This is a genomic window from Pseudoflavonifractor intestinihominis, assembly GCF_040096055.1.
In the GTDB taxonomy this organism is placed as follows: Bacteria; Bacillota; Clostridia; order Oscillospirales; family Oscillospiraceae; genus Pseudoflavonifractor; species Pseudoflavonifractor intestinihominis.
Genome location: NZ_JBBMFK010000006.1, coordinates 42,589 through 67,102 on the forward strand (window position 1 = coordinate 42,589; position 24,514 = coordinate 67,102).

17 protein-coding genes and 1 tRNA gene are annotated in these 24,514 nt (G+C 63.8%); 12 read left to right on the top strand and 6 right to left on the bottom strand.

Going from position 1 to position 24,514, the window contains the following annotated elements:
- Positions 1–74 precede the first annotated feature (74 nt).
- A complete protein-coding gene (locus tag WMO64_RS05215) occupies positions 75–1,265 on the bottom strand; it encodes a transglutaminase domain-containing protein (protein WP_349231241.1) in 1,191 nt (396 codons plus the stop codon).
- 227 nt (positions 1,266–1,492) lie between these two features.
- Between WMO64_RS05215 and WMO64_RS05220 the strand changes: the two genes are divergently transcribed.
- The 6 genes from WMO64_RS05220 to WMO64_RS05245 all read left to right on the top strand — a co-directional run bounded on the left by WMO64_RS05220 (position 1,493) and on the right by WMO64_RS05245 (position 13,377).
- The gene (locus WMO64_RS05220; RefSeq protein ID WP_349231242.1) at positions 1,493–3,613 is read left to right on the top strand and encodes a VWA domain-containing protein; all 2,121 of its coding nucleotides are present in this window, start codon (positions 1,493–1,495) and stop codon (positions 3,611–3,613) included.
- A gap of 69 nt (positions 3,614–3,682) precedes the next feature.
- The gene (locus WMO64_RS05225; RefSeq protein WP_349231243.1) at positions 3,683–6,994 is read left to right on the top strand and encodes a tubulin-like doman-containing protein; all 3,312 of its coding nucleotides are present in this window, start codon (positions 3,683–3,685) and stop codon (positions 6,992–6,994) included.
- 91 nt (positions 6,995–7,085) lie between these two features.
- The gene (locus WMO64_RS05230) at positions 7,086–8,750 is read left to right on the top strand and encodes a hypothetical protein (RefSeq protein ID WP_349231244.1); all 1,665 of its coding nucleotides are present in this window, start codon (positions 7,086–7,088) and stop codon (positions 8,748–8,750) included.
- A gap of 3 nt (positions 8,751–8,753) precedes the next feature.
- Positions 8,754–9,305 carry a hypothetical protein gene (locus tag WMO64_RS05235; protein ID WP_294517444.1) on the top strand — a complete coding sequence of 184 codons (552 nt, stop codon included), beginning with the start codon at positions 8,754–8,756 and terminating at the stop codon, positions 9,303–9,305.
- 26 nt (positions 9,306–9,331) lie between these two features.
- On the top strand, positions 9,332–10,975 hold the full coding sequence (locus WMO64_RS05240) for a hypothetical protein (RefSeq protein WP_349231245.1): 1,644 nt from the start codon (positions 9,332–9,334) through the stop codon (positions 10,973–10,975).
- Positions 10,976–10,977: 2 nt separating this feature from the next.
- Complete coding sequence (locus tag WMO64_RS05245) at positions 10,978–13,377, top strand: hypothetical protein (protein ID WP_349231246.1); 2,400 nt, start codon at positions 10,978–10,980, stop codon at positions 13,375–13,377.
- A gap of 51 nt (positions 13,378–13,428) precedes the next feature.
- Here WMO64_RS05245 and nrdR read toward each other — a convergent pair whose 3' ends face one another.
- Positions 13,429–13,884: a transcriptional regulator NrdR gene (gene nrdR / locus WMO64_RS05250; RefSeq protein ID WP_294517436.1), complete on the bottom strand. Its 456-nt coding sequence runs from the start codon at positions 13,882–13,884 to the stop codon at positions 13,429–13,431.
- Between the two features lie 176 nt (positions 13,885–14,060).
- Between nrdR and WMO64_RS05255 the strand changes: the two genes are divergently transcribed.
- Positions 14,061–14,183 (top strand): hypothetical protein, encoded by a 123-nt coding sequence (locus WMO64_RS05255; RefSeq protein WP_294517433.1) that lies wholly within the window; start codon positions 14,061–14,063, stop codon positions 14,181–14,183.
- A gap of 230 nt (positions 14,184–14,413) precedes the next feature.
- A tRNA-Gln gene (locus WMO64_RS05260) sits at positions 14,414–14,487 on the top strand.
- A gap of 325 nt (positions 14,488–14,812) precedes the next feature.
- Here the strand turns inward: WMO64_RS05260 and WMO64_RS05265 are convergent.
- Both WMO64_RS05265 and WMO64_RS05270 read right to left on the bottom strand, forming a co-directional pair.
- Positions 14,813–15,193, bottom strand: coding sequence for a DUF4363 family protein (locus WMO64_RS05265; RefSeq protein WP_349231247.1), 381 nt, complete (start codon positions 15,191–15,193; stop codon positions 14,813–14,815).
- The gene (locus WMO64_RS05270) at positions 15,190–15,873 is read right to left on the bottom strand and encodes a DUF421 domain-containing protein (RefSeq protein WP_294517428.1); all 684 of its coding nucleotides are present in this window, start codon (positions 15,871–15,873) and stop codon (positions 15,190–15,192) included. The genes WMO64_RS05265 and WMO64_RS05270 overlap by 4 nt, the downstream gene beginning before the upstream one ends.
- A gap of 240 nt (positions 15,874–16,113) precedes the next feature.
- Here WMO64_RS05270 and WMO64_RS05275 point away from each other — a divergent pair, with 240 nt between their 5' ends.
- The 3 genes from WMO64_RS05275 to carB all read left to right on the top strand — a co-directional run bounded on the left by WMO64_RS05275 (position 16,114) and on the right by carB (position 21,670).
- A complete protein-coding gene (locus tag WMO64_RS05275) occupies positions 16,114–16,962 on the top strand; it encodes a metallophosphoesterase (protein ID WP_349231248.1) in 849 nt (282 codons plus the stop codon).
- A 320-nt stretch (positions 16,963–17,282) separates the two neighbouring features.
- On the top strand, positions 17,283–18,374 hold the full coding sequence (locus WMO64_RS05280) for a carbamoyl phosphate synthase small subunit (protein WP_349231249.1): 1,092 nt from the start codon (positions 17,283–17,285) through the stop codon (positions 18,372–18,374).
- Complete coding sequence (carB, locus tag WMO64_RS05285) at positions 18,374–21,670, top strand: carbamoyl-phosphate synthase large subunit (RefSeq protein WP_349231250.1); 3,297 nt, start codon at positions 18,374–18,376, stop codon at positions 21,668–21,670. The genes WMO64_RS05280 and carB overlap by 1 nt, the downstream gene beginning before the upstream one ends.
- A gap of 230 nt (positions 21,671–21,900) precedes the next feature.
- Here carB and WMO64_RS05290 read toward each other — a convergent pair whose 3' ends face one another.
- Both WMO64_RS05290 and WMO64_RS05295 read right to left on the bottom strand, forming a co-directional pair.
- Positions 21,901–22,509 (bottom strand): rhomboid family intramembrane serine protease, encoded by a 609-nt coding sequence (locus tag WMO64_RS05290; RefSeq protein WP_294517420.1) that lies wholly within the window; start codon positions 22,507–22,509, stop codon positions 21,901–21,903.
- Between the two features lie 188 nt (positions 22,510–22,697).
- Complete coding sequence (locus tag WMO64_RS05295) at positions 22,698–23,132, bottom strand: MarR family winged helix-turn-helix transcriptional regulator (RefSeq protein ID WP_349231251.1); 435 nt, start codon at positions 23,130–23,132, stop codon at positions 22,698–22,700.
- Positions 23,133–23,289: 157 nt separating this feature from the next.
- On the opposite strand from WMO64_RS05295, the gene WMO64_RS05300 reads away from it, so the two are divergent.
- Positions 23,290–24,456 (top strand): MFS transporter, encoded by a 1,167-nt coding sequence (locus tag WMO64_RS05300; RefSeq protein ID WP_349231252.1) that lies wholly within the window; start codon positions 23,290–23,292, stop codon positions 24,454–24,456.
- The last annotated feature ends 58 nt before the right edge of the window (positions 24,457–24,514 follow it).

Below are 24,514 nucleotides of genomic sequence, written 5' to 3' on the forward strand. Positions count from 1 at the left end.
TTATATGCGGCAGTCCCTGGAGATATAGTCTGCGTTCCCATGTGTGGCTCCTTGCGCTGTGCCGTCGGGTCGGCTCACCGGAAGGTGAAGTAGACGTTGAAGATGTTCAGCTCCTCGTCCACGCTGTGGTGGATCACGCTGGTGTCCAGCACGCCGGAGCCGCCGTCGATCTCCTTCAGCATGTCAAAGAGCTTGTACTCTCCGGTCAGGGCGTGGTCGGCCTGTTCCAGAGCCTGGGCGGAGGAGAAGCGGATCGTGGCATCCCGCCTCTCGTTCACAGCCTGACGGAGGATTTCCAGCACGGCGTCGTAGTCATACCCGTCCAGCAGCAGGCCGCTGCGGACAAAGTAGTTGCAGGCCGTGGCGGTGCACACGGGGAGGGGGAAGAGGTCGTCCGGCGTGTGGGTCCTGAACAGCACGTCGGTGGTGACGCAGAAGTAGTTATAAGACACGTAGTCCGGGTCCTGCTCGCCGTCGGAGAAGAGGGGGTCGCCCCAGGTGGGGTCCAGATAGTACCAGGCGCCCTCCGCCCACACCAGGTTCCAGCCGTGGCCGGCGCCCCGGACCGTGCCTGTCACATAGGTGCAGGGAATGCCCAGCTGGTTGAGCAGGTACTGGGTGGCCTTGGCGTACCCGGCGCACACCCCGCGGCCGCTGACCAGGACGGTGTACAGGCTCTGGTCGTTGGCGTCCGGGTCGTACTCCGTCCGGCGGACGATCCAGTCATACACCGCCTTGATCTTGTCGTAGTCGCTCCAGGCGGGGTCGATGCCGCTGAGACACTCCTGGGCGGCGGCCTCCACCTGCGCAGTGGCCGCGGGCAGGTCGGCGGCGTCTATGCTGTACCGGAAAGTGAGGGTTATCTCGGTGGGGACTCCGCCGATCATGGTGGTGGTGAGGGTGTCCGTACCCAGCAGCCAGAAGAGCTCCGGGTAGTCGGCGCGCACATAGTCCACCATTCGGCTCAGGGTGTCTCTGTCAAAGCTGGTCTCGGTGATGGTGGGCTCCGCGTTCTGGACGGCGTCCAGCACCCGGAGATAGAGCTCCAGTTCCGCTCCGCTGAGCTGCTGCCGGCAGTAGCGCATATCGGGTTTGGGGGCGTTGTCGGAGACGATGGGCTGGGCGGTGGGCTGGGAGAGCACGGGAGCCTGGGAGGGAGCGGGGGAAGCGCCGGAGCGGAACAGGCCCAAGGGGGCGCAGCCGCTGCACAGCAGCAGGGGGAGGAAGAGGGCGGCGGCGAGAGAGAGAGAAAGCACGCGTTTCATGAAAAATCCACTCCTTTTGCCGGCGAGCCGGCGTGATGGGCCGGGTCACCGGCCTTTGTACAGGATAACGGGGGAGACGCGGGATTGTCACGGCGATGGGGAAAAAATTTTATCTTTTTTTCCGGGACGAGCCGTGACAATGGGAGGGAGGCTCCGTTTTTTGTGACAAAGAACAAAGTACAGACAGCGTGAGACGCGGAGAGCGGAATATAAAGGAGGAAACCGAAATGAAGAAGCGAGACACGGTGCGGCTGGCGCTGACGGCGCTGGCCGCGGCGCTCTGCCTGGCGTGGAGCGGCCTGGGATGGGGAACGCCCTGTGCGGCGGCAGCGGAGAGCACCGGCAGCCAGCCCTACAACATCGCCCTGCTCATCGACAAGAGCGGCTCCATGAACGCCACCGACCCGGAGCGGCTGGCGGTATCGGCGGCAGGGATGTTCGTCAACTCCCTCTACGCCGAGAGCATGATGACACAGGCCGCCGGCAGGGACGGCGGGTGCTCCCGGGTGGGCGTCATCTCCTTCAGCGCGGAGGCCCAGACAGAGACCATCCCGGTGGAGCTGACCACTGAGGCGGAGGTGGCCTTTCTCACCGGCGAGATCGACGCCATCACCTATGATAAGGTGAACACCGGCGCCACAGACCTGGGCCGTGCGGTGCTCTCAGGCACTGAGATGCTCCAAAACGCCCAGGACGGCGTCCGGAAGAACATGATCATCCTCTTCACCGACGGCTATACCGACGCCCTCTCCGCCCAGGGGATGGAGCGCTCCGCCGCCATGATGGCCGAGGGCCTGGAGGCGGCCCGGCAGCTGGACTGCGAGATCTACGTGGTGGGTCTGAACTACCAGGGCCGAATCAACGACCAGGGCCGGGCGGAAATCTGGAACATTGCCAACAGCACCCAGTCGGGCGAGGGCCTGCTGCTCCCCGACAGCAACGACGCCGGCGGGGCCTCCCGGGTCAACTACCTGATCACCGACTCTCGCCAGGAGGTCAGCGACTTCTACAACGCCATCTTCGGCATGATGATGGGCTCCGCCGGTACGGACGTTCCGCCCACGGGCCCTTCGGGGCCGGGGCCGGAGGGCTGGACCTACTACGACGTGGACCTGACCAGCCCCGGCATCTTCTGTGCCAACATCTATATTATATCCGACGGCGACATCGGCGGTCTGGGCCTCTGGGACCCCAGCGGCGGCCAGGTGGACCTGAGCGGCAGCTCGGTGCGGCTTGTCCGCGGCAACGGCTACGCCCTGATGACCATCATGACCCCGGCGGAGGGCGTCTGGACCCTGGGCACCGAGGGCCCGGTGTCCTACGACGTCACACTGGTGCCCGTCACCGGCATCACCCTTGAGATGGAGAGCCAGATCCAGGGCGGCAGCGCCGCCCTCAGGGTGACAGTGCTCTACATGGACCAGCCCCAGGACGAGGCGTTCTATGCCGCCCTCAGCGGCGCCTCCTGCACCGTCACACCGGAGGCGGGGGGCGAGGGCCAGACCATAGCCCTGGCCTACAGCGAGGAGGCGGGCGCCCTTGTGGGCACGTTCACCGTCCCCGCCCCCGGCCGGTATCGGGCGGAGGCGTCGGTGACCGCCGCACAGATGGCCCGCACCACAGCGCAGACCCTGGAGTTCACCATGGGCGGCGAGCCCATCCAGGTGTCCGTGGGCCACAGGGCCTCGGTGGACGTGGACCTGGCGGAGCGCTTCCTGGCAGGGTGGGACAATGTGACCCTGACGGTGGAGAGCGCCGCCTGGACACCTGAGGAGGTGCTGGACATCACCCACGGAGAGGGCGGCGTCATTACCGTCCGGGGACTCCAGACAGGAGAGGCGGCCTTTACCGTCCATGCCGTGGACAGCCTGGGGCAGGTGTGGGACATCCCCGGTACCGTGGAGGTCACCTTCAGCCTGTTGGTGTGGCTGCCTCTGATCCTGGCGGCGCTGGCGGCCCTCATAGCCGCGGCCCTGCTGCTGCGGCAGCGGACCCTCCGCCTGCCCGGCGACTTCACCGTCACCTGCGCCTGCGGCGACGGGTACAGTGTGGAGACCATCGCCCCGCCCCGGGGCAGCTCGTTCACGCTGTACACCCTGATCATGAACAGCCTGGACCCCGGCTCAGGCAGCATGGGGATGCAGCGCATCGTCCAGGCGGTGAAGGAGGCCAGGGGAGCGCTGTCCTCGGGCAGCAACCGCATCCGCATGGTCACCCGTACCAGCGGGCGGCGCAAGTACAGGACCTATCGCCTGGGCAGGGACAGCCGTGCCCTGGGCGGAGAGGTTTTCCGGGACGACGAGAGGGGCCTGACCATCGAGGTGGAGTGGATTCCCCTGGAGGACTGAGCCCCGCTCCGGCCCCGTGACCCATACACAACATCCAACATCGGACAAGAGAGAAAGGAAGGATTCCGTATGAACGATACTCACAAGAAGCGCGTGAAGGCCAACCTGCAGACCCTGGACTACCTGGAGGGCACCGGTGTCATCTCCACCCACAAGCGCAAGCTGGTGGACGAGCTGTTCCTCTTCATCTCCAGTGGCGGCAACGGCCACAAGAGCCTGTGCACTGTGCGCAAGCAGCTGGAGTGGAAGGTGGACCCCAAAGAGCTGGCCGACAAAGTGGCGTTTCTGGCGGTGGACGCGGCCTACAATGAGCTGGGCGAGCTGCAGGACAAGTACGGCTTTGACAGTACAGAGGTGCTCAAGCTGCCCTTTGAGGGGGCCCACGAGTCCATCAACCCGGCCATCATCTCCCCTCAGATGAAGGAGTGGGTGGACCCCGAGCTGTACGAGGTGACCGGCGGTAAGGCCATCACCATGTCTTCCCAGTCCGGCTTTGACAGCTCGGGCACAGCCGCATGGCGGCAGCCCGGCCGGGTCCGCCTCAGCCAGCCCAACACCATCGCCGCCCTGAGCACCGCCCTGACCACCGCGGTCAACCGCCTCCTGGAGGGCAAGCCCGCCGGCATGCGCCTCAACGTCATCTTCCTGGCCGGCCTGGCCGGCGGCACCAGCGGCGGCACCATGGTGGACCTGCCCTTCCTTACCCGGCAGATCATCCGAAATATCAGCGTGGCCCGGTACAAAAAGACCGGCGTGTCGGCCTACCTGATGCTGCCCAGCGCCTGCGGCAGCGAGCCCGACCAGGTGCGCCGTGATAAAGGCAACCGCAACGCATACGCCGCCCTCAAGGAGATCGACTACTTCATGGGCCTCCAGAGCCGGGGCGAGGTGTTCCGCCAGCAGTACGGCACCTTCAAGGTGGAGATCAGCGAGAACATCTTCGACTTCTGCACCCTGGTGGAGGGCGTGGCGGACGGCGGCGTGTTCTTCGGCGACCCGGCGGACACCGCCCGCAAGGTGGTGGCCAACTCCATCCTGAACATGATCTGCACCACCGAGGCCAAGGCGGGCAACGAGCCTTTCATGGTGGACTCCTTCCTCTGCAACCGGACGCCCATCAGCGATGTGGCGGTACGCCGGCAGAGCCACCGGGTGTTTCCCCGGGACGCCAACTACTGCTACAACGTCATCGGCTACTCCTCCTGTGTGGTGCCCATCGACCTGATGACGGTCTATGTGGCCAAGAAGGTCTTTGACAAGGTGTGGGAGCAGTTCGAGCGCTGCGGCGAGCCGGACAGCGCCCTGGCCGAGCGCTTCCTGCTGGAGGCCAACCTCTCCCCCAAGGAGGTCAAGGCGGCCATGCGCCTCAACCCCATGAAGGAGCGCTTCACCGCCAAGGCGGACGAGGTGTTCCGGGTGAAGGGCCCCTACTACATGGTCAACATGATGAACGAGATCCGCCGGGTCCTCCACGCCGACGGCAAGTTCGCCAGCTACGCCGCCGCCAAATCCAAGGGTCTGCTGGGCCGCAACGAGGACTGGGCCCGTGTGGAGCAGCTGTACGGCCAGCTGGAGCAGCAGTTGGTCATCCCCATGGGCAGCGGCCTCTACGACGTATACACCTTTGTCATCAAGGAGCTCAAGCGGCTCATCGAGCGCAACGCCGGCCTGCTCACCAACACCGAGGAGCACCAGGCCCTGTTCCAGCGCTCCTTCTCCTGGTCCCCCATCGACCTGACCGGCGGCAAGGAGGCCACCAAGGTGGTCATGAACTATCTGGACGACCTGCTTCCCCAGAAGGAGATCACCCGCAAGGCCAAGGCCTTTGTGGACCTGCTGTGCAGCAAGAAGGACGAGTGGACCCAGCTGGATCCGCCCGAGGGCAAGGGCCAGGCGGCCTTTGACGCGGCGGCGCTCATCCGCCAGTTCATCCAGGACGAGTTTAAGCAGGTGGTGAACGACACCATGGAGAGCTTCCTGGTCAAGCTCTACTCGGGCAACAAGGACGCCAAGATCCCCCAGCTCCCCCCTGACCAGGACCAGGACGGCCACAAGCCCCTGGCGCTGGCGGCTGAGACGCTGGTGGACAAGCTGAGCACCCAGGCCGGCGCCCTGCTCCAGACCCGGGCCGGCTTCTCCCTGAACGACTGCGGCTGCAGCAAGTACATGACCGTGCCCGACGGCTGCCGCTGGCTGGACAAGCACATCGCAAACTATGCCGTAGGCCACGGCGTGGTGGACGGAGGCGACAGCGTGTACCGCAGCTCCGCCCGGGACGAGATCGTCCTCTACCGGCTGTACGTCTGCGTGCCCGCCTGGGCCCTGAGCTGGGTGGAGGAGGCGGAACAGACCTATGAAGACAACCCCCACGAAGTAGGCCTCCACATGGAGCACGGCGACAACGGCCGTGACTGGAGCCGCTTCCCCAACCTGTTCAACCAGAGCCTGTTCCACGGTGCGGTGCCCAAGTGGGACATGCGGGAGGCGGCCCTGGCCAAGGAGGCCGTTGAGGACCTGAAGCGGGCCGATGAGCTGGGTCTGGAGGTACGGACCAACCCCGGCGCCGCCGGCGCCACGGCGGAGTACGCCATCTACCTGCCCAATCCGGGGACCGCAGCCGGAGACCTGCTGGCGGTGGCCCAGCTGGACAAGGACCAGACCTATACCATGGCGGAGCTGTGCGCCATTCTGGCGGACAAGGAGATTCCGGACAGCGACGGCTTCCCCAAGCCCGCCATGGTGAGAGAGGACCTGAAGTACGTCAACCAGGTGATGACCACCACCGACAACCCGGCCCCCGCTGACCTGGGCGAGCGGCTGGCCGAGCGGGGCCTGCGGCGCAAGATGGGCGTCTGGACGGAGCTGAAGGCGGCCTTCCCCGTGGTGGAGGAGCTGAAAGCCCTGCTGGAGGCCCACAACACCGCCGCCGGTATCCGGGAGAAGGAGGCCCAGCGGAGCCAGACCTTCCTCAAGTGCCTGACGGGCGGCCTCATCGCCTACGACGACCTGCGCGCCTGCTGGAACATGGAGCTGGGGGACGAGAAGCCCCTGAGCGGCGAGCTGGAGAGCCGTCTGGAGCGGGACTGCAAGGAGTACTACGCAGCCCAGGCCTTCTACGCCATCAGCGACCACGACTATGAGCGCTTTACCGACGCCCTGGCCGAGCAGAAGGAGAAAGCCACCGACGCCGACCTGAAGGCGGCCAGAGAGCAGCGGGAGGCCCTGCGGGACTACTGCGAGAAGCTGCGGGGTCTGAAGCGGGCCGACAAGGAGCTGGGCATCTCCTACGCCATGGCCTCCCGCGACTTCGAGGACAAGGCGGGCGAGGAGCTGGCAGGCAAGATCCGCCGCTTCTACGACTGGATGATCGACGAGCTGTAAGCTGGATATGGACGCCGGACGGAGCCCTTTGGGGCCCGTCCGGCGCCTGACCGGATGCCTGGAGAGAGGATGGATGCCGGTGAGAGCCAATTTGAGAGAAGAGCTCCGGGGCCGCGTGAAGAACGTGCTGCCGCGTGCAGACCTGCTGCCCCGGAAGAGCGCGGCGGTGCTGGCCTGGCGGGAGGACGATGAGGCTGCCGCAGGGCTGTGCGCCGCCGCGGCGGAGCGGTTTCAGGCGCTGTACCGCCCCTGTCCTCTGGGAGACAGGCCGGAGCAGAACCTCCGGGCCTGTCTGGAGGCTCTGGCGGAGGAGCGGAGAGAGGGGGCGGTGGTGTGCCCCGACGGGGCGTATGTGCTGTGGGTATGGAGCCGGGAGGCGCCTGACAGTCTGGACGGGCTGCGGGCGGCCTTCCGGGACCGGCTGCCTGTCCGGGTGGAACAGTGCCGTCTGACAGCGGAGCTGAGCTGCACTCACAACGGATGGAGCCGCCTGTGGCTGGTGGACCCGGGGGTGCCCGGCGGAGCGGACACCCTGGCCGCCCTTTTGCTGGCGGGCAGTCTGGACCAGCCCCTGATCTCCGGCCATCCCGGGCTGCCGGTCCGGCTTCAAGCTACCCTCCACAGCGCGGTGGAGCGTGACCTGGCCCGGCAGCTGCGGGACAGGCTGGAGGCCCTCACCGAAGGGGACCGGTCCGAGGCCGGAGCGCGTTTCCAGGCGGAGTTCGGACCCACCGAGCGGGACATGGAGGCGGTGCTGGCCGGAGTGCCCCGTCTGCGCGACCTGCCCGTCACCGGAGGAGACGGCCTGGAGGAGCGCCTGGGCCTGAGCGGAAAGGGCGTTGTAAGTCGGCTTGCCCGGGTTTTGGGCGGTGAGGCCGCCGGAGGCGGGACCATCTCCGCCCGCGCCCTGCTGGAGGAGCTGCTGGGCCGCCCGGAGGGCCGTCCGCCCCAGGACTGGCTGCTGGACCGGGTGACGCCGGTTCTGCCCGTGCTGTGCCGGAACTACATTGAGCGGCTGGAGCTGGCGGGGCGGTGCTACCGCCAGCCCCTGCGGCTGATCACAGGCGAGGCCGCCGGGCTGGCCCTCTATTTTCAGGAGCAGGCCAGGGCGGAGCAGCGGAGCGGGAAGCTCCGTCTGGACCGGGCCCTGGGCCGTGATATCACGCCCCGGGGCGCCCATCCCGCCCAGCTGCTCGCCCAGGTGGAGAACGAGCTGGAACTGTGGGAGTCCTGCGTCCGCAGCGGCGCGGAGGCTGCCTGGTGGGGGGAGATCAGCCGTTTCTTCCAGGCGGACAGCGGCCTGATGCGGCAGGCGCGGGACAAGCAGGAGGAGCTGACCCGGGGACTGACCGTTCTCAGCGCCATGGAGCTGGGTCCGGGGCGGCAGCGGGCGGACCTGCCGGGGGACTGGCGGGATGCGACCCCATCCACCCTGCTGGCCGGGCTGTACAGCCGGGCGGAGTTCACCGGCGAGGACGCGGCGGTGCTGGCCGAGGGTGCACGGCGGAGGGCGGAGGACGCCTTCCGGGCCACGGGCCGGGAGGAGACGGTGCTCCTGTGGGACAGGGACAGCCTGGACCTGCTGGCCCGGAGCACAAGCGCAGCCGGACAGCCCCTGTTTGAGGACCGGGAGGGGGAGTTGATCGCCCGGAGCAACACGGGGCTTGTGCGGGTGCTGCCCGTGGACGGGCTGGGCCGGCGGCTCATGTGGGAGCTGCGGATCAGCGCCCGCACGGACGGCGGAGAGGAGGGCTGAGAGGTGGAACTGAACCTGTTTGAGGACCGGCGGTACTTTGTCACCTGGACGGAGGAGGAGCTGGAGGGCCGGGGCAAGGCCCGGCTGGTGCTCCAGCCTGTCCGCTGCTTTGGGGGAGGCTGCACCGGGCCGGTGGAGCTGACGGTGTACCCGGCCCGGGACTTCCGCCCCCGGAGGATGGATGTCCGGCTGCCCGATGGGCTGTACCGCTGCTTCCTGGCCGACGCCGACAGCGGAGCGCCCCTGATCCCGGCCCGGGATGTGTTCTTCGGCCGGCGGCAGCGGGTAGAACTGCGCAGCCAGCGGGAGCAGGGCGGCTTCCGCCGGTTCACCATCATCAGCCCGATGCCCCTGGGGGCGGGGGACTGCGGCCTGGATTACGGCATCTTCGGCACCGTGCCCCTGCCGGAGGCGGAGCAGAACGGGGAGCGGTATCAGCTGTCCTTCCTGCTGCGGCCCCGGCGGACGCTGCCGGTAAAGCTGAGCTGGGCCGCACATTTGCAGAAGATCCTGACGCTGCCCGAGACCCTGGAAGACACCGCCGGCGGGCAGTGACGGCGGAGAGAGAGGAGAGAGAACATATGGAGTGTATTTGTCCTTACTGCGGGCGGAAGGGGAGAAGTTCCGACCTGTGTTTTGATTTCAGCGAGCAGTTCAAGCTGTGGAAGAAGGCCTATTTTTCCGCCTGCGCCCGGGAGGACGTGGAGCGGTTCAGCAGCGCCTTCGACGGCCTGGTGAACACCTGGAGCAACCGGGGCTATGGGCCCACCTTTTTCTCCGAGTCCGATCTGCTGGGCCATACCAGCGACCTGACCTCCACCGGCGCCCGGGACGTGTTCCGGGGCATGCTGGCCATCCCCACCTCCCTATGGAAGAAAAAGCTGCGGAATCAGCGGGACAGCGTTCCGGCCGAATATCGGGAACTGGTGGAGTTCATGCTGGGCGACGGCTTCCCCAAGGAGGATCACGTGCTGCGGATGGAGGTGCAGTACTACCGGGAGGGGGACGGCGACGTGTACATCACCGCCGTCCGGGACACCCACGGCAACGTCATCGCCGACCAGCGCCACTGTCCCCACTGCGGCGGCGTCATGTCCTACTGGGCGGGGCGGTATCCCGAGGTGGTGCTGACCGTACTGGGCGGCCCCCGGATCTCCAAATCCACCGCCCTGGCGGCCTGTGCCGACGTGTTTGTCCACGACCGGGCTTCCTGCGCCATCAGCTGGCAGAGCTACGGCGTCCGCACCGTGGACGCCGGCGAGGTGCAGGAGAAGGGCGACAAGAGCTGGCTCCGGTTTGAGGCCGACTGCCTGGAGCCGTACAGCGCCAACCGGAAGGTGGAGGCCACCAAGACCGGCAACGCCGAGGCCATTCCCCGCTTCTCGGTGCTGGTGCGGGTGGGCCGGAAGACCAATCTGATCCTCACGGTGGTGGACCTGCCCGGCGAGTACAATCTGGACCGGGAGCGGCTGGGCGTAGCCGACGCCATCTTCAAGGAGTACCAGAATTTCTATCAGAATGTGGACTGCGTCTGGTACTGCACCGACGAGCTGGAGCTGCGGCAGATCAGCATCCGGGACGAGGACAAGGCAGACCAGGCCAAATACGGGTACAGCGAGGGCCGGCAGGCCACGCCCACCGACGAGCTGGCGGCCCGGATGAGCCAGCTGTCCTCCCTGTTCCGGAAGGACGTGCCGGTGGTGTTCCTGCTGGGCAAGAGCGACACCATTGAGGCCGGCGGGACGTTCCGCTCCATCCTGTACCGGGACGACTACCGGCCGGGCGCCAGCAGCGACTGGCTGGAGGCGGAGGGAAACCGCACGCCGGTGCTGCGGGCCAAGGACTTCTGCGACCGGGCCCACCGGCTGCGGATGTACCTGAGAGAGCAGAATCCCCGGCTCATCCAGGCGTTTGAGAAGTATTTTCCCGTCCATACCTTCCTGGCCACCTCCAACTACGGCCACGGCTTCCGGGAGGACGGGACCCCTGCCGGGGAGCGCCGCCCCTTCCAGACCGAGGCGCCTTTCCTGTGGATGCTGGCCATGCTGGGCTATCTGCCGGCGGCGGAGGGGGACAGGGAGTATTACACCGTGGACCGTGCGGACCAGGAGGGAGCGGACCGGCTGACCTGGGAGAACCTGGGGATGTACGGCCGGAGCTCCGGCGGTTACCGGTCCCACAACAGCCGCCGGAGCGGCGTGCTGGGGCTGTTCAGAGGGAGGTAAGGATGATGAACAGAGAGAATTTGGCGGGCGAGATCCTCAAAGGACATGCGGGGCAGTACCGGACCTTCTCCTGCCCCAAGAGTGCGCTGACCCGGGAAGAGGAGGAGCAGTGCCTCAGCGGCACTCTGCCCGGGGACCGGAGCCGGGGCAACCAGACCCTGCGGTGCGTGCCCTGCGGCGGCCGGCTGCTGCTGGTGTCGGCCTACAGCGCCGCACAGACCGACAGCACCGTGGGCGCGGTCTACCAGCACGCCGTCTTCTTTGAGAACTTCCAGCAGTGGTTTGAGGAGAGCACCGCCCATGAGCTGGCGTTTTTCCGCTTTGCCGGGGAATCGGATTTCCGCAGCGTGGCGGACCAGCGGACCGAGCTGTGCAGCGGCTGGGGCAGAGCGGGGGCGGGCCTGGGAGAGGAGCGGTGCCAGCTGTCCCTGAGTCCAGGGCGGCAGGCGGAGCTGGCCTGCTGCTGCCTGTCCAGGGGCATGACCAACGACTTCGGCAGCCTGGTGATCCTGGTGCCCGGCAGCCAGGACTACGCCGCCTACTGCCGCACGGTCGTGGAGGACGTGCTCCGCTGTGTGCCCATCGGGCTGTGGCGCTACCTCAGCTTTGCCACCAACCCGGACGAGGTGGGCAAGCGGAACTTTGCGGTCCTCTTCGCCCCGGAGGGCACCATGGTGCGGGCGGGGGAGCGGTCGGCCATCCGGCTGGACGACGAGACCTGGCCGGTGAGCCATACCCTCCGCCCCGAGACAGCGGAGCTCATCCGCCGGGAGGCGGAGGACCCCGCCCTGCTGCGCACGGTGGCCGCCCGGCTGGAGCGGGAGGAGGAGTTGGAGCAGCTGACGGAGGAGCGTTATGTGAACTTCTGGCGGCAGTACCAGCTCAGCGGCAAGCCCATGGACTGCACTGCCCTGCGGCAGTACAGCAGCCAGCTGGGCCAGCACCTGAGCCGCCGGGAGCGGGACCGGCTAGAGGAGGAGCTGAGGAGCCGCCTGAGCGCTCCCGGCAGCCTGGAGCAGGCCCTGGGGCAGGATGAGACGCTGATGGCGGTCATCACGCCGGAGGAGCTGGACCAGGCCCTGTCGGTCTACGGCCCTGTTTTCCGGGCTCTGGACCGGGGAGTGGACCGGATTTTCTCCGCCCGTCTGCTGGACCGGATTCTCTCCTCCGGGCGGCGTACCCTGGAGCAGCTGGCGGAGGACGGCAGACGCCTGGACCGGTGCGGCAGCGCCGGAGAGAACGGACCGCTGGACCGGGAGGCGGTGCGGCAGCGCCGGGAGGAACTGGACCGGGAGACGGAGGCCGCCAACCGCCTGCGGAAGGAGGCCTTTGAGCGGGCCATTCCGGCTGCATGGGACTGGGATCGGCTGCGGGAGTTGCTGGACGGGCTGAAGCCCTGCCGGGAGGAGGTCCGGCACAGCTGCCGGAGCGCTCTGGCCCGTCTGGCGGCGGAGCACCTGGAGGAGGCCGGACTGTCCGAGAGCAGAGCCAGGGAGTTCTACGCCCAGATCACCGGACTGCTGGGCGGCGGACCTGAGCTGGCGCCCCTGGAGGCCTGGTACCGGACGTGGCAGCAGCACCTGGAGGAGCGGCGGGCCGTGCTGGAGGGCATGACCAGCTATCGGGCCTATCTGGCCCTGGGCCGCCGAGATGAGGCGTGCCTGGACCGTCTGCTGGACTGGTTTGACAACAGCGGTTACCGGAGTGCAGGGGTAAAAGACCTGCTCCAGGCGGCAGAGCTGGAGTGGGGGGAGGCGTGGCCCCGTCTGCTGGACCGGCTGGAAGATTTGCTCCGGGTGCTGGGGCAGCAGCACAGGCTGGGCGTCTGGCTGGAGCCGGGGAAGCGCTGGGAAGACCTGTACTCCGAGCTGCTGGCCTGCCGGATAATCGGACAGAAGACGGGCGAGGGCAAGATCTGCCTCTGGTACCAGGGGGCGGGAGAGGCCCGGCCCATGAAGCTGTCCAAGGTGCTGGAGACGGTGGAGATGCTCCAGCCCGTGGTGCTGGACGGAAAGCGGGACTCCGGCGGCTGGTACAACCGGGAGGCGCTGCGGGTGATCCTGGACGCGGGCATGGTCAGCCGGGAGGAGGTGGCGCTCCTCCGGGACGTGCTGGACGCCAAGGATCTGGACCTGCTGGACCGCAGCGGGACCCGTGAGGGGAAGAAAAAGCCCCGGCGGCCCTTCAGAGTGCCGGCCGTGTGGAAGATCGCGGTCCTGGCGGCCGTCGCCCTGGTCCTGGGGGTGCTGCTCTTCTCCCAGTGCAGCGGGCCCCAGCCCTCCGGTGCGCCGGATACAGAGCAGAGCGGCGGGCCGTCCGCTCTGCCCGGTGGGGGCAGCGTCCACCCCTCCGCCGGCCAGGATGGAGAAATTGTGACCCCCCGGCAGCCGGATACAGAGTAACAGAAAAGCAGCAGAGGCCGCAACGCGGCCTCTGCTGCTGTATTGATAGGCTCAGCGCTCCTTGAGCAGTTTGTTCAGCTCCTCCATAAAGGTGCTGATGTCCTTGAACTGGCGGTACACAGAGGCAAAGCGGACATAGGAGACCTCGTCCACATCCTTGAGCTTTTCCATGACCAGTTCGCCGATACGGGCGGAGGGGATCTCACGGTCCATCTCGTTCTGGAGAGTGAGCTCGATCTCGTCGGCAATGTGGTTGAGGGTGTCAAAGGGGACGGTGCGCTTCTCACAGGCCCGGAGCATGCTGTTGAGCAGTTTGCTCTTGTCAAAGGTCTGACGGCTGCCGTCCTTTTTTATCACCACCATGGGAAGGCTCTCCATGGTCTCATATGTGGTAAAGCGCCTGTGGCACACCAGGCATTCCCGGCGACGGCGGATGCTGGCGCCTTCATCCGAAGGGCGGGAATCCACCACCTTGCTCTCGGGATTGGAACAGAAGGGGCATTTCATAGCCGACTCCTCCTCGCTGAAAAATATCGTGTGGGTTATCTTATAAGAAAGTATAACACGGGTGGGACGGATGTGGTATTACTATTTGGAAAAATTTTTGTGTGAAGCGGAATTTTTTCGTATAGTTTCCGGGGGACGGCGGGAATAATAGGGCCAGTGAAAGCGAGGTGAGCTTTATGCAGAACGAGAAGCAGAACAAAACCAACATGGATCCCCAGGATAAGACCAACGGCCAGAATCCCCAGAACAAGAAGAAGGACCAGGCTCAGAACAAGAGCAGCCGTCCCGAGCAGTACTGAGCCGCAGAGAGAGCCGTCCGGAGGAGGGTGTACGCCCTTCTTCCGGGCGGCTTTTATATTGAAAAACAGAGATAAATTGGCCTGAAAAGAGAAGGAAAATGCGTAGAAAAAGGATAAAGTGTTGCGTGACGAAAAAAATAAAAAATATTTGAAAAACATGCTTGACAAATCGCGAGATTCTGGTATAATAAATCCTGCGCTTGCGAGTGACGCGAGAGCGCGAAAGAAATAGCGGGATTGTGTAAGGGTAGCACAGCAGACTCTGACTCTGTATGTGAGGGTTCGAATCCTTCTCCCGCTGCCAAGAAGAAACCCTAGAGCCTCAACGGTTCTAGGGTTTTTCTTTTTCCTGAAGTAAAAGAAAGAATGCCCGCGGAGTTTCATGGAGAAACCCTGTGGGCATTTTTCGTTTTTCTCCGGCAGTCAGGTCGATCGATGACGTCCATCCGTCTGCAAAGCGCGACATCACCCGCTGGCTGCGGATATCAAATATGCAAAAACAGTGCGGCTTTGTCTTCACCAAAAAAGACTGGCAGAGCATATAGTCCGAGAGGATATGGCCTTTACAGGGACAAACTCCCCCGGAGAGACCGGGCCGGCCCCTCTGGGGGAGAAAAATCTGATATAGATCAGAGAATATTTTTCAGCGAGAGCTGCTCGGCCTCATAGAGCAGGCGGATCTGGGTGATGAGCCGGGCATTGGCGGCGGAATACTCGCCGCTCTCCTGACAGGCGATGAACTCCCCCACCTCCTGGAAGCCGCTGTTGATGTCATCGGTGTCGGCGTGGCGGAGGAGCACGTGGAGGTAGAGCGTATGGGCGTCCCAGTCCTGAAAGGCGGCATCTGTGAGGCGGGCAGCCTGGTCCCAGTCGCCCGCCTCCGCCTGGGCCTCTGCCTGGGTGAGCTGGTCGGCCAGGGAGGCGGTGAGCCGGTCCAGGTAGCTGGCGTTGTACAGGGTGGCGGCAAAGAGGGCGGCCAGAATGCCGCAGGCGATCCACAGCCGTCTCACGTGGCAGTCACGTCCTTTCGGGCCAGATAGACCTGATTCTGCCCGTCTACCGTGAGCAGGAACACGTCCCCGGCGGATTTTATCTTGTGGGCCTCCAGCTGACGGTCCAGCCAGGTGCGGTTGAGCCCCCTGGCACGGAGGTTGTGGTCCAGCACTCTGCCGTCGTTGATAACCACCACCGGCAGGCCCGGATCAGCGGTCTGGATGCCCATCTGGGCGGCAGTGACCGGCAGGTCTCCGGCCCGGGGCAGCACGGAGATCTGGCCGTTGGTCTCCAGAATGGCGTACTTGACGGTGGAGATATCAGTGACCCCCTTCATCCGCAGCTCCTCCATCAGCTCATCCACGGTGAACCGGTTCCGCTTCATCTCTTTTTGCACGATCTTCCCGTCCTCCACAATGATGCTGGGCCTGCCGCAGATGACGGCCCGGAATCGCACGCTGCGCATGGTGAGCACGGAGATGGCCATGGTGATGCACAGCAGGGTGAGGATGGGGATAATGCCCGAGAGCAGGGGAATGCCGAAATCCTGCATGGGCACGGCGGCCAGATCCGCGATGAGCAGGGCCAGCACCAGCTCAGACGGCTCCAGCTCGCCCACCTGCCGTTTGCCCATGAGCCGCACCCCGGCAATGATGAGAATATAGAGGATAATGGTGCGCAGAAAGGCAATGATCATGGAAAGACCTCCCGCATAGAGCTCGATCAATGTCAGTATGGCTGTCCGGACAGCAGATATACCAGGAAAAGTAATGGAGAAAAAGATTAGATGAGAAAAAACATAAGATCTAAAAAACATAACCAGAAGGCCCGCTTGGCGTAATAAACTAAAGGGAGGAAGAAACACAGAAAAGGCGCTGTCCGGCGTTGACGAAAGGGGGGAGAAGCACATAAAATAAGAGACAAATATACCGGGGAGGTGCTTCCCATTACCAAGCGGAAAAAGAGACTGATCTGTGCCGGCGTGCTGGCGGCGGCTGTGGTGGGCCTGGCTGCGGGGCTCGACAGCCGGCTGACCGTGCCCCACTACCGGCTCGAAAGCGAGAAGCTGAGCGGCAGCGTGCGGGTGGCGCTGATCACCGACCTCCACTGCTGCAACTACGGCCCTGGCCAGCGGGACCTGCTGGACGCGGTGGCGGCGGAGGCGCCCGACCTGGTGCTGCTGGGGGGCGACATTGTGGATGACGACCCCAGCCTGCCCGTGGAGGACGCCTACACGGTGGTGCGGGCCCTGGCGGAGCAGTACCCCACCTACTATGTCACCGGGAACCACGAGTTCTGGAGCGGCCGGGTGGAGAAGATCAGGGAGAACATGGCGGACTGCGGCGCGGTGGTGCTGGCGGGGAACTGGGAAGACGTGGCGCTCAACGGCCAGAAGCTGCGCATCTGCGGTGTGGACGACCCGGCGGTGGGCGCGGCGGCGTGGACAGAGCAGCTGGCAGAGGTGGGCGCGGCGGCGGATGGGAGCCGTTTCACCATCCTGGTGACCCACAGGCCCGAGCGGGTGGAGGAGTACATACGATATGGCTTCGACCTGACCGTGGCGGGCCACGCCCACGGCGGTCAGTGGCGGGTGCCCGGGCTCATTAACGGCCTGCTGGCCCCCAACCAGGGGCTGTTCCCCAAGTACGCCGGCGGACGGTATGACCTGGGGAAGCAGGTCATGGTGGTCAGCCGGGGGCTGGCCAGGGAGAGCACCCGGATCCCGCGCCTGTTCAACCGGCCCGAGCTGGTGGTGTTGGACTTGACGTCCGGAGAGGATGGGTGAGCAAAAAATAATTTTGCTGCATACAAAGATTTTTGAATAAAGAGACCGGTTTACCAGCAGAAAAGCCAGATTCCAGGGGCTATTTTGTATAAAATTACGATTTTTACTTATGCTGAAAAAAGACAGTTGCCCAAAACGGGGCAAGTAGAGTACAATCAATAAGATAACAGACTGTCAGAGCGCCCTCCGGCGGAAGCGGCGGCGGGCAATGCATGGGAAAGGGAACCGTTTCGGTTCCCTTTCGTGTAGCATGGAAGAGATTTCGGCATATTTTTGCGCTCTGACAGCGAATGATAGGAACGAAAGGCGTGATACAAACGATGAAAGCGACCTTGATCCTGGCCAACGGCATGACCTTCGTGGGCCGCAGCATCGGCTCCACCGCGGACCGTGTGTGCGAGATGGTGTTCAACACCTCTATGACGGGCTATCAGGAGATCCTGACCGATCCCTCCTACGCCGGACAGGGCATTGTGATGTCCTATCCCCTTATCGGCAATTACGGCGTGAACCACGAGGACAACGAGTCCTCCCGTCCCTGGGCGGAGGCCTTTATTGTCCGCCATCTCACCACCCGGGGCAGCAATTTCCGCTGCGAGGGCGGCCTGAACGAGTACCTGAAACAATATGATATCACCGGTATTGAGGGCGTGGACACCCGCGCACTGACGAGAATACTCCGCAGCGAGGGGACCATGAACGGCATGATCACCTGTGCGGAGCATTTTTCTGTCCAGGACTGTCTGGAGAAGATCAAGGCCTACCGGGTGGAGGGCACGGTGGAGGCCGTGACCCGCAAGGCGCCCCAGGTGTACCCCGCCATGGGGGAGCAGCAGCTGCGGGTGGCCCTGATGGACTACGGCGTGAAGGAGAACATGATCCGCTGCCTCCAGAAGCGGGGCTGCCAGGTCACGGTGTATCCCGCCCACACCCCTGCCGACACCGTCCTCTCCGGCGGCTTTGACGGCGTGATGCTGTCCAACGGCCCCGGCGACCCGGCGGACAACACCGCCATCATCGAAGAGGTGAAGAAGCTCTACCAGTCCGACCTGCCCCTCTTCGCCGTCTGCCTGGGCCACCAGCTGCTGGCCCTGGCCACCGGCGCCCAGACCCGGAAGATGCGCTTCGGCCACCGGGGCGGCAACCACCCGGTGAAGGACCTGGAGCACGGCCGGGCCTATATCACCAGCCAGAACCACGGCTATGTGGTCACCAAGGAGAGCGTGGACCCGACGGTGGCCGAGATCTCCCACGTGAACGTGAACGAGGGCAGCGTGGAGGGCCTGAAATACAAGCGGCCTAACTGTTTCACCGTCCAGTTCCACCCGGAGGCATCCCCCGGACCCATGGATACCGAGTATCTGTTTGACAACTTTGTGGACATGATGAAGCAGAAGGGAGGGGCGCGGTAATGCCCAAGAATCCGAATATCAAGAAGGTGCTGGTGCTGGGCTCCGGCCCCATCGTCATCGGTCAGGCCGCTGAGTTCGACTACGCCGGCACCCAGGCCTGCCGGGCCCTGAAGGAAGAGGGCGTGGAGGTGGTGCTGGTCAACTCCAACCCCGCCACCATCATGACCGACAAGGACATCGCCGATCATGTGTATATCGAGCCCCTGAACCTGGCCAGCGTGGAGCAGGTCATCGAGAAGGAGCGGCCCGACTCCATCCTGCCCACCCTGGGCGGTCAGACCGGCCTGAACCTGGCCATGAACCTCCACGAGCAGGGCATTCTGCAGAAGTACGGCGTCCGCCTGCTGGGCACCAGCCCCGAGTCCATCCGCAAGGCGGAGGACCGGCAGGGCTTCAAGGACGCCATGGAGGCCATCGGCCAGCCCTGCGTCACCAGTGACGTGGTGGAGAGCGTGGAGGACGCGGTGGCCTTTGCCGCCTCCATCGGCTACCCCGTCATCGTCCGCCCCGCCTACACCCTGGGCGGCACCGGCGGCGGTATTGCCTACGACGAGCCCTCCCTCCGGGAGATCGCCGACCGGGGCATCCACCTGAGCCGGGTGGGCCAGGTGCTCATCGAGCGGTGCATCTCCGGCTGGAAGGAGATCGAGTTCGAGGTCATGCGGGACTCCGCGGGCAACGTGATCCAGATCTGCTCCATGGAGAACATCGACCCCGTGGGCGTCCACACCGGCGACTCCATCGTGGTGGCCCCCACCCAGACCCTGGCCAACAAGGAGTTCCAGATGCTCCGCAAGGCCTCCCTGGACATCATCTCCGCTCTGGAGATCGAGGGCGGCTGCAACGTGCAGCTGGCCCTGAACCCCGACTCCTTTGAGTACGCGGTCATCGAGGTCAACCCCCGTGTGAGCCGCTCCTCCGCCCTGGCCTCCAAGGCCACCGGCTACCCCATCGCCAAGGTGGCCGCCAAGATCGCCCTGGGCTACACCCTGGACGAGATCCCCAACGCGGTCACCGGCAAGACCACCGCCTGCTTTGAGCCCACCCTGGACTACTGCGTCCTGAAGATCCCCCGCCTGCCCTTCGACAAGTTCACCACCGCCAGCCGTACCCTGGGCACCCAGATGAAGGCCACCGGCGAGGTCATGGCCATCGGCAACTCCTTTGAGGGCGCCCTGATGAAGGCCATCCGCTCCCTGGAGCTGCCGGTGAAGTCCCTGCGCCTGCCCGGCCTGGACGAGCTGTACACCGAGGAGATCGAGGAGCGTCTGGTGAACATTGACGACCAGCGGCTCTTCGTGGTGGCCGAGGCCCTGCGCCGGGGTTTCTCCCCCGAGAAGATCAACAAGATCACCAAGTACGACCTGTGGTTCCTGGACCGGTTCAAGCTCATCGTGGACATGGAGGACCGGCTGGACCACGGCCACCTGGACGCCGACACTCTGCGCCAGGCCAAGGAGATGGGCTTCTCCGACGCCTGGATCGCTGCCCTGTCCGGCAAGGAGCGGAAGGAGATCAAGGCCCTGCGGGAGAGCTGCGGCATCAAGCCCGCCTTCAAGATGGTGGACACCTGCGCCGCCGAGTTTGAGGCCCAGACCCCTTATTACTACTCCACCTACGACGAGGAGAACGAGGCCGCCGAGGAGCTCCACATGCCCCAGGTGGGGGAGATGGCGCCCCACATCCCCGAGGCCCCCTATCTCGCCGCCGCCACCGCCGCCCCCCACCGCACCGAGGGCGCCAGCGAGCGGAAGAAGGTGCTGGTGCTGGGCTCCGGCCCCATCCGCATCGGCCAGGGCATTGAGTTCGACTACTGCTCGGTCCACTCTGTCTGGGCCTTCAAGCGCCTGGGCTATGAGACCATCATCATCAACAACAACCCGGAGACCGTGTCTACCGATTTCGACGTGGCCGACAAGCTGTACTTCGAGCCTCTGACCCCAGAGGACGTGGAGGCCGTGGTGGAGCTGGAGAAGCCCTGGGGCGCGGTGGTCCAGTTCGGCGGCCAGACCGCCATCAAGCTGGCTCAGGCCCTCACCGACATGGGCGTGCCCATCCTGGGCACCCCGGCCGACGGTGTGGACGCCGCCGAGGACCGGGAGCGGTTTGACGAGATTCTGGAGCAGTGCGGCATCCCCCGCGCCAAGGGCCGCACCGTATTCACCACCGAGGAGGCCCTCACCGCCGCCAAGGAGCTGGGCTACCCCGTGCTGGTCCGGCCCTCCTACGTGCTGGGCGGCCAGGGCATGGAGATCGCCTACTCCGACAAGAACATCATCGATTTCATGAAGATCATCAACATGACCGTCCAGGAGCACCCCATTTTGGTGGACAAGTACCTGATGGGCCGGGAGCTGGAGGTGGACGGCGTGTTCGACGGGGAGGATATCCTGCTCCCCGGCATCATGGAGCACGTGGAGCGCTCCGGCGTCCACTCCGGCGACTCCATCGCCGTCTATCCTCCTCTCCACCTGGAGGACAAGCACAAGGACATGATCCTGCGCTACACCCGGGACATGGCCAGGCACTTGGGGGTCATCGGCCTCATCAACGCCCAGTATATCCTCTACAACGACGAGATCTACGTCATTGAGGTCAACCCCCGCTCCTCCCGCACCATCCCCTATATCTCCAAGGTCACCGGCGTGCCCATCATCGACCTGGCCACCAAGGTCATGCTGGGCCAGAAGCTGAAGGACCTGGGTTACGGCACCGGCATCTACCCCGAGGCCAGCTACTACGCCGTGAAGATGCCCGTGTTCTCCTTTGAGAAGCTGACCGACGTGGACACCGGCCTTGGCCCTGAGATGAAGTCCACCGGCGAGTGTCTGGGCCTGGCCGAGTCCTTCCCCCAGGCCCTGCTGAAGGCCTTCAAGGGCGCCAACATGAAGGTGCCCAAGCGGGACGGCCGGGTTATCGTCACCGTGAAGGACGAGGACAAGGGCGAGATCGTGGGCATTGCCCGGGGAATGGCCGACATGGGCATTGAGATTCTGGCCACCTCCGGCACCGCCGACGCCCTGGAGGCTGCCGGGGTCAAGTGCCGCCGTGTGGCCCGTGTGTCCGAGGCCCACCCCAACATCCTGGACATGATCGCCTCCGGCTCTGTGGACCTGGTCATCAACACCCCCACCCGGGGCCGCAAGCACAGCTCCGACGGCTTCAAGATCCGCCGCTCCGCCGTGGAGCACTCGGTGCCCTGCGTCACCGCTATCGATACCGCCCGGGCCATCCTCACCGTCCGGGAGCAGGGCCGCAGCGCCGACCTGCGTCCCATCGATATCACCACCATCTGAACGCTGTGAAAACAAAAAAGCCCGCACCGGGAGGAAATTCTCCGGTGCGGGCTTTTTTGCAGAAAGGAGCGGATGAATTGCGCAAACGCTTGATATTGTCCCTCTGAAGCACTCCCCAATAAATCTGGTCTTAACAGATGATAAATATACTGATTTACTGATTCGTGAATTCTAAAATTTTTAAAATCGTCATGTAGATTTCGCGAGCACAATGCGGAAGACTGCGGCGATTATTCCAGAGATATTTTGTGTTCCCTGATGAAAAAACCCCAAAGAAAGCCTATGGAAAAGCCCAACAAATGAATCACAAGAGAAGCTACCCCGAAAAGATTTGAGAGAATAAAAAAGAAGGCGCAATAAACGAACCCTTTTTGATTCCTGTATACATGCCACAATGCTTTTTTACGAACCAGCCAATGCGCCAGGAGGCCAAAGCAGGAAAAAACAGCAGGCGAAGCGCCGTAATTGAAGCTATTGGGATAGAACAAAAAAATGGATGCGCCTGCAATCACCAGGCTCGTATGGTACATCAGAAAGAAGAATGCCGTACCAATCTTCTGTTCCAGGTAGCTGCCCACCCACCATAAGGCGAATATATTGGCCAACAAGTGCCAGATGGTGGTTTGCACATATCCATATGTCAGTAGGCGATACACCTGGAAATCTTCAAAGACCGTTTTATACGACGCCCCCAGAAAGTCGGCAATACAGCCCCCTCCCCATATCGCAAATCTGAACGGATCACAATCCCGCGATACGATCCCATTCGTGACAAAGAGCGTACTCATCACGACAACGGCAATCCGGGTAAAGCTATTTTTTACAGAACTTGTTTGCAATTTGCCGGACTCCTTTCAGCAAACAATCTTTCGGGAAATAATATATCTTATATTAACAGGTTCACTTATTGCTGTCCATCCATTACTGTATATACAAGAAAATGAAGAACAAAAGTCAGCCCCCCGGCTCAGCCGGGGGGCTGACTGATCTTTTGGACGGCCCGGACAGGCCGCAAAGGCCTGCTGTTTCAGTCCTCCAGCGCAATGGCCGCCTCGGTGGCCAGCAGCAGCAGGCGCTTGAATTCCGCCCGCTCCTCCGCTGTCATGGCCTGGGTCATGCGGGCAAAGCAGGCGTCGATCTGGTCCTTGATGGCGGGGTACACCGCCCAGGCCTTTTCCGTGGGGCAGATGTCGTAGGTCCGCTTGTCCCTGGCGTTGGTGGTGCGGACGATAAAGCCCAGCTCCTCCAGCTTGGTCACCGTCTTGGCGATGACGCTCTTGTCCAGGGAGAGGCGCTTTGTGATATCGTCCTGGGTCAGGGCCTTGAAATCACACACAATCAGGATGACCACCGCCTGGGCGGCCGTGAGGCCGTACTGGGCGCAGCCGTTGTTGAGCCAGATGTGGGATTTCCGGTACAGGATGGAGATGGACTTGAACGGGCTGTCCATGATGTAAGGCATAATGCAGGCCTCCTCTGTGTGGTGGATGGGGATATTATTATAATCTATTTTGGTGGCACATGCAACCAGATATTGACGCGGGCTCAGTTCCGTGCTATCCTAATATAGTGGCAATTGCCACTATATTAGGACTGATACGCAAAGGAGCTTTATCTGCATGGAAAAAACCGAAAAAATCTGGAACAGGAGATTCATCCTCCTGTTCATCACCAATCTGCTGGTTCTGGCAGCCTTTTACGCGTCCATCCCCATCATCCCCATCTACTGCCAGGAGATCGGGATCACCGGCTCAAAGGTGGGCATCGTGCTCACCGCCATGTCCGTGGCCACCATTCTGTTCCGTCCCGTGGCGGGATATCTGCTGGATAACTTCAACCGCTACCGGGTCTACCTGCTCTTCCTCACCCTGTTCTGCCTGTCCTTCCCCGCCTTCATCGTGTTTCCCGCCTTCGGCGCGCTGATCCTGGTCCGCCTGTATATGGGCGCGGTGTACTCCGTGTGCGCCTCGGCCACCATGACGCTGGCCGGAGACGTGCTCCCCGTGGCCAAGATCACCGAGGGCATCAGCCGCTTCGCCTTCACCGTGTCCATCGGTATGGCGGTGGGGCCCTATGTGGGCCTCCAGGTCCAGGACAACATGAGCAGCAAGGCCTCCTTCCTCACCATCTTCGGCATTACCGTGGTGGCCCTCATCTGCGTGTCCTGCTGCAGGATCCACTACCCCAAGGTGGAGCGGAAGAAGTTCTCCATCAAGGACTCCATCTACGGACCCGCCGTTCCCTTTATGCTCAACATGATGTTCCTGATGATCCCCTACGGCGCGGTCATCGCCTACTCCTCCATCCTGGCCCAGGAGAAGGATATCACGGCCTTCCTGCCCTACTTCTACATCTGCCTGGTGGCCGGCATGCTGGTGTCCAAGCTGTCCACCCAGAAGATGATCGACGCCGGAAAACACCGGGTCCTGGTCTACGCCAGCCTGGCGGTGCTGATCGTCACCATGGTCAGCTTCCTCTTCCTGAGCACCGGCGTGCATCTGCTGGTGGCCGGTTTCTTCTTCGGACTGGGCTACGGTATCCTCCAGCCCCTGTTCCAGGCCTTTGTGACGGGCACCACGCCTGCCCCCAAGCGGGGCGTGGCCAACGCCACCTACATGCTGCCCTATGATATCGGCATCGGAATCGGCTCCCTGCTGATGGGCTTCATGCAGGAGAGCATCGGCCTGACCGTGGGCTTTGCCGTGACCGCCATCGCATATGTGGTGGGCGGCGCGGTCTATACGGCCTATGTGGACGGCTACTACCGCAGGCTCAAGACCGCCTGATACCCATCCTCGCACTGAAAAGCAAAAAGAGCGGACTGATTTTTCTAAAATCAGTCCG

Bases quoted from the DNA above. Each gene is read 5' to 3' on its own strand.
- WMO64_RS05215 (WP_349231241.1), bottom strand. From the start codon at position 1,265: ATGAAACGCGTGCTTTCTCTCTCTCTCGCCGCCGCCCTCTTCCTCCCC.
- WMO64_RS05220 (WP_349231242.1), top strand. From the start codon at position 1,493: ATGAAGAAGCGAGACACGGTGCGGCTGGCGCTGACGGCGCTGGCCGCG.
- WMO64_RS05225 (WP_349231243.1), top strand. From the start codon at position 3,683: ATGAACGATACTCACAAGAAGCGCGTGAAGGCCAACCTGCAGACCCTG.
- WMO64_RS05240 (WP_349231245.1), top strand. From the start codon at position 9,332: ATGGAGTGTATTTGTCCTTACTGCGGGCGGAAGGGGAGAAGTTCCGAC.
- WMO64_RS05245 (WP_349231246.1), top strand. From the start codon at position 10,978: ATGATGAACAGAGAGAATTTGGCGGGCGAGATCCTCAAAGGACATGCG.
- nrdR (WP_294517436.1), bottom strand. From the start codon at position 13,884: ATGAAATGCCCCTTCTGTTCCAATCCCGAGAGCAAGGTGGTGGATTCC.
- WMO64_RS05255 (WP_294517433.1), top strand. From the start codon at position 14,061: ATGCAGAACGAGAAGCAGAACAAAACCAACATGGATCCCCAGGATAAG.
- WMO64_RS05270 (WP_294517428.1), bottom strand. From the start codon at position 15,873: ATGATCATTGCCTTTCTGCGCACCATTATCCTCTATATTCTCATCATT.
- WMO64_RS05280 (WP_349231249.1), top strand. From the start codon at position 17,283: ATGAAAGCGACCTTGATCCTGGCCAACGGCATGACCTTCGTGGGCCGC.
- carB (WP_349231250.1), top strand. From the start codon at position 18,374: ATGCCCAAGAATCCGAATATCAAGAAGGTGCTGGTGCTGGGCTCCGGC.
- WMO64_RS05295 (WP_349231251.1), bottom strand. From the start codon at position 23,132: ATGCCTTACATCATGGACAGCCCGTTCAAGTCCATCTCCATCCTGTAC.
- WMO64_RS05300 (WP_349231252.1), top strand. From the start codon at position 23,290: ATGGAAAAAACCGAAAAAATCTGGAACAGGAGATTCATCCTCCTGTTC.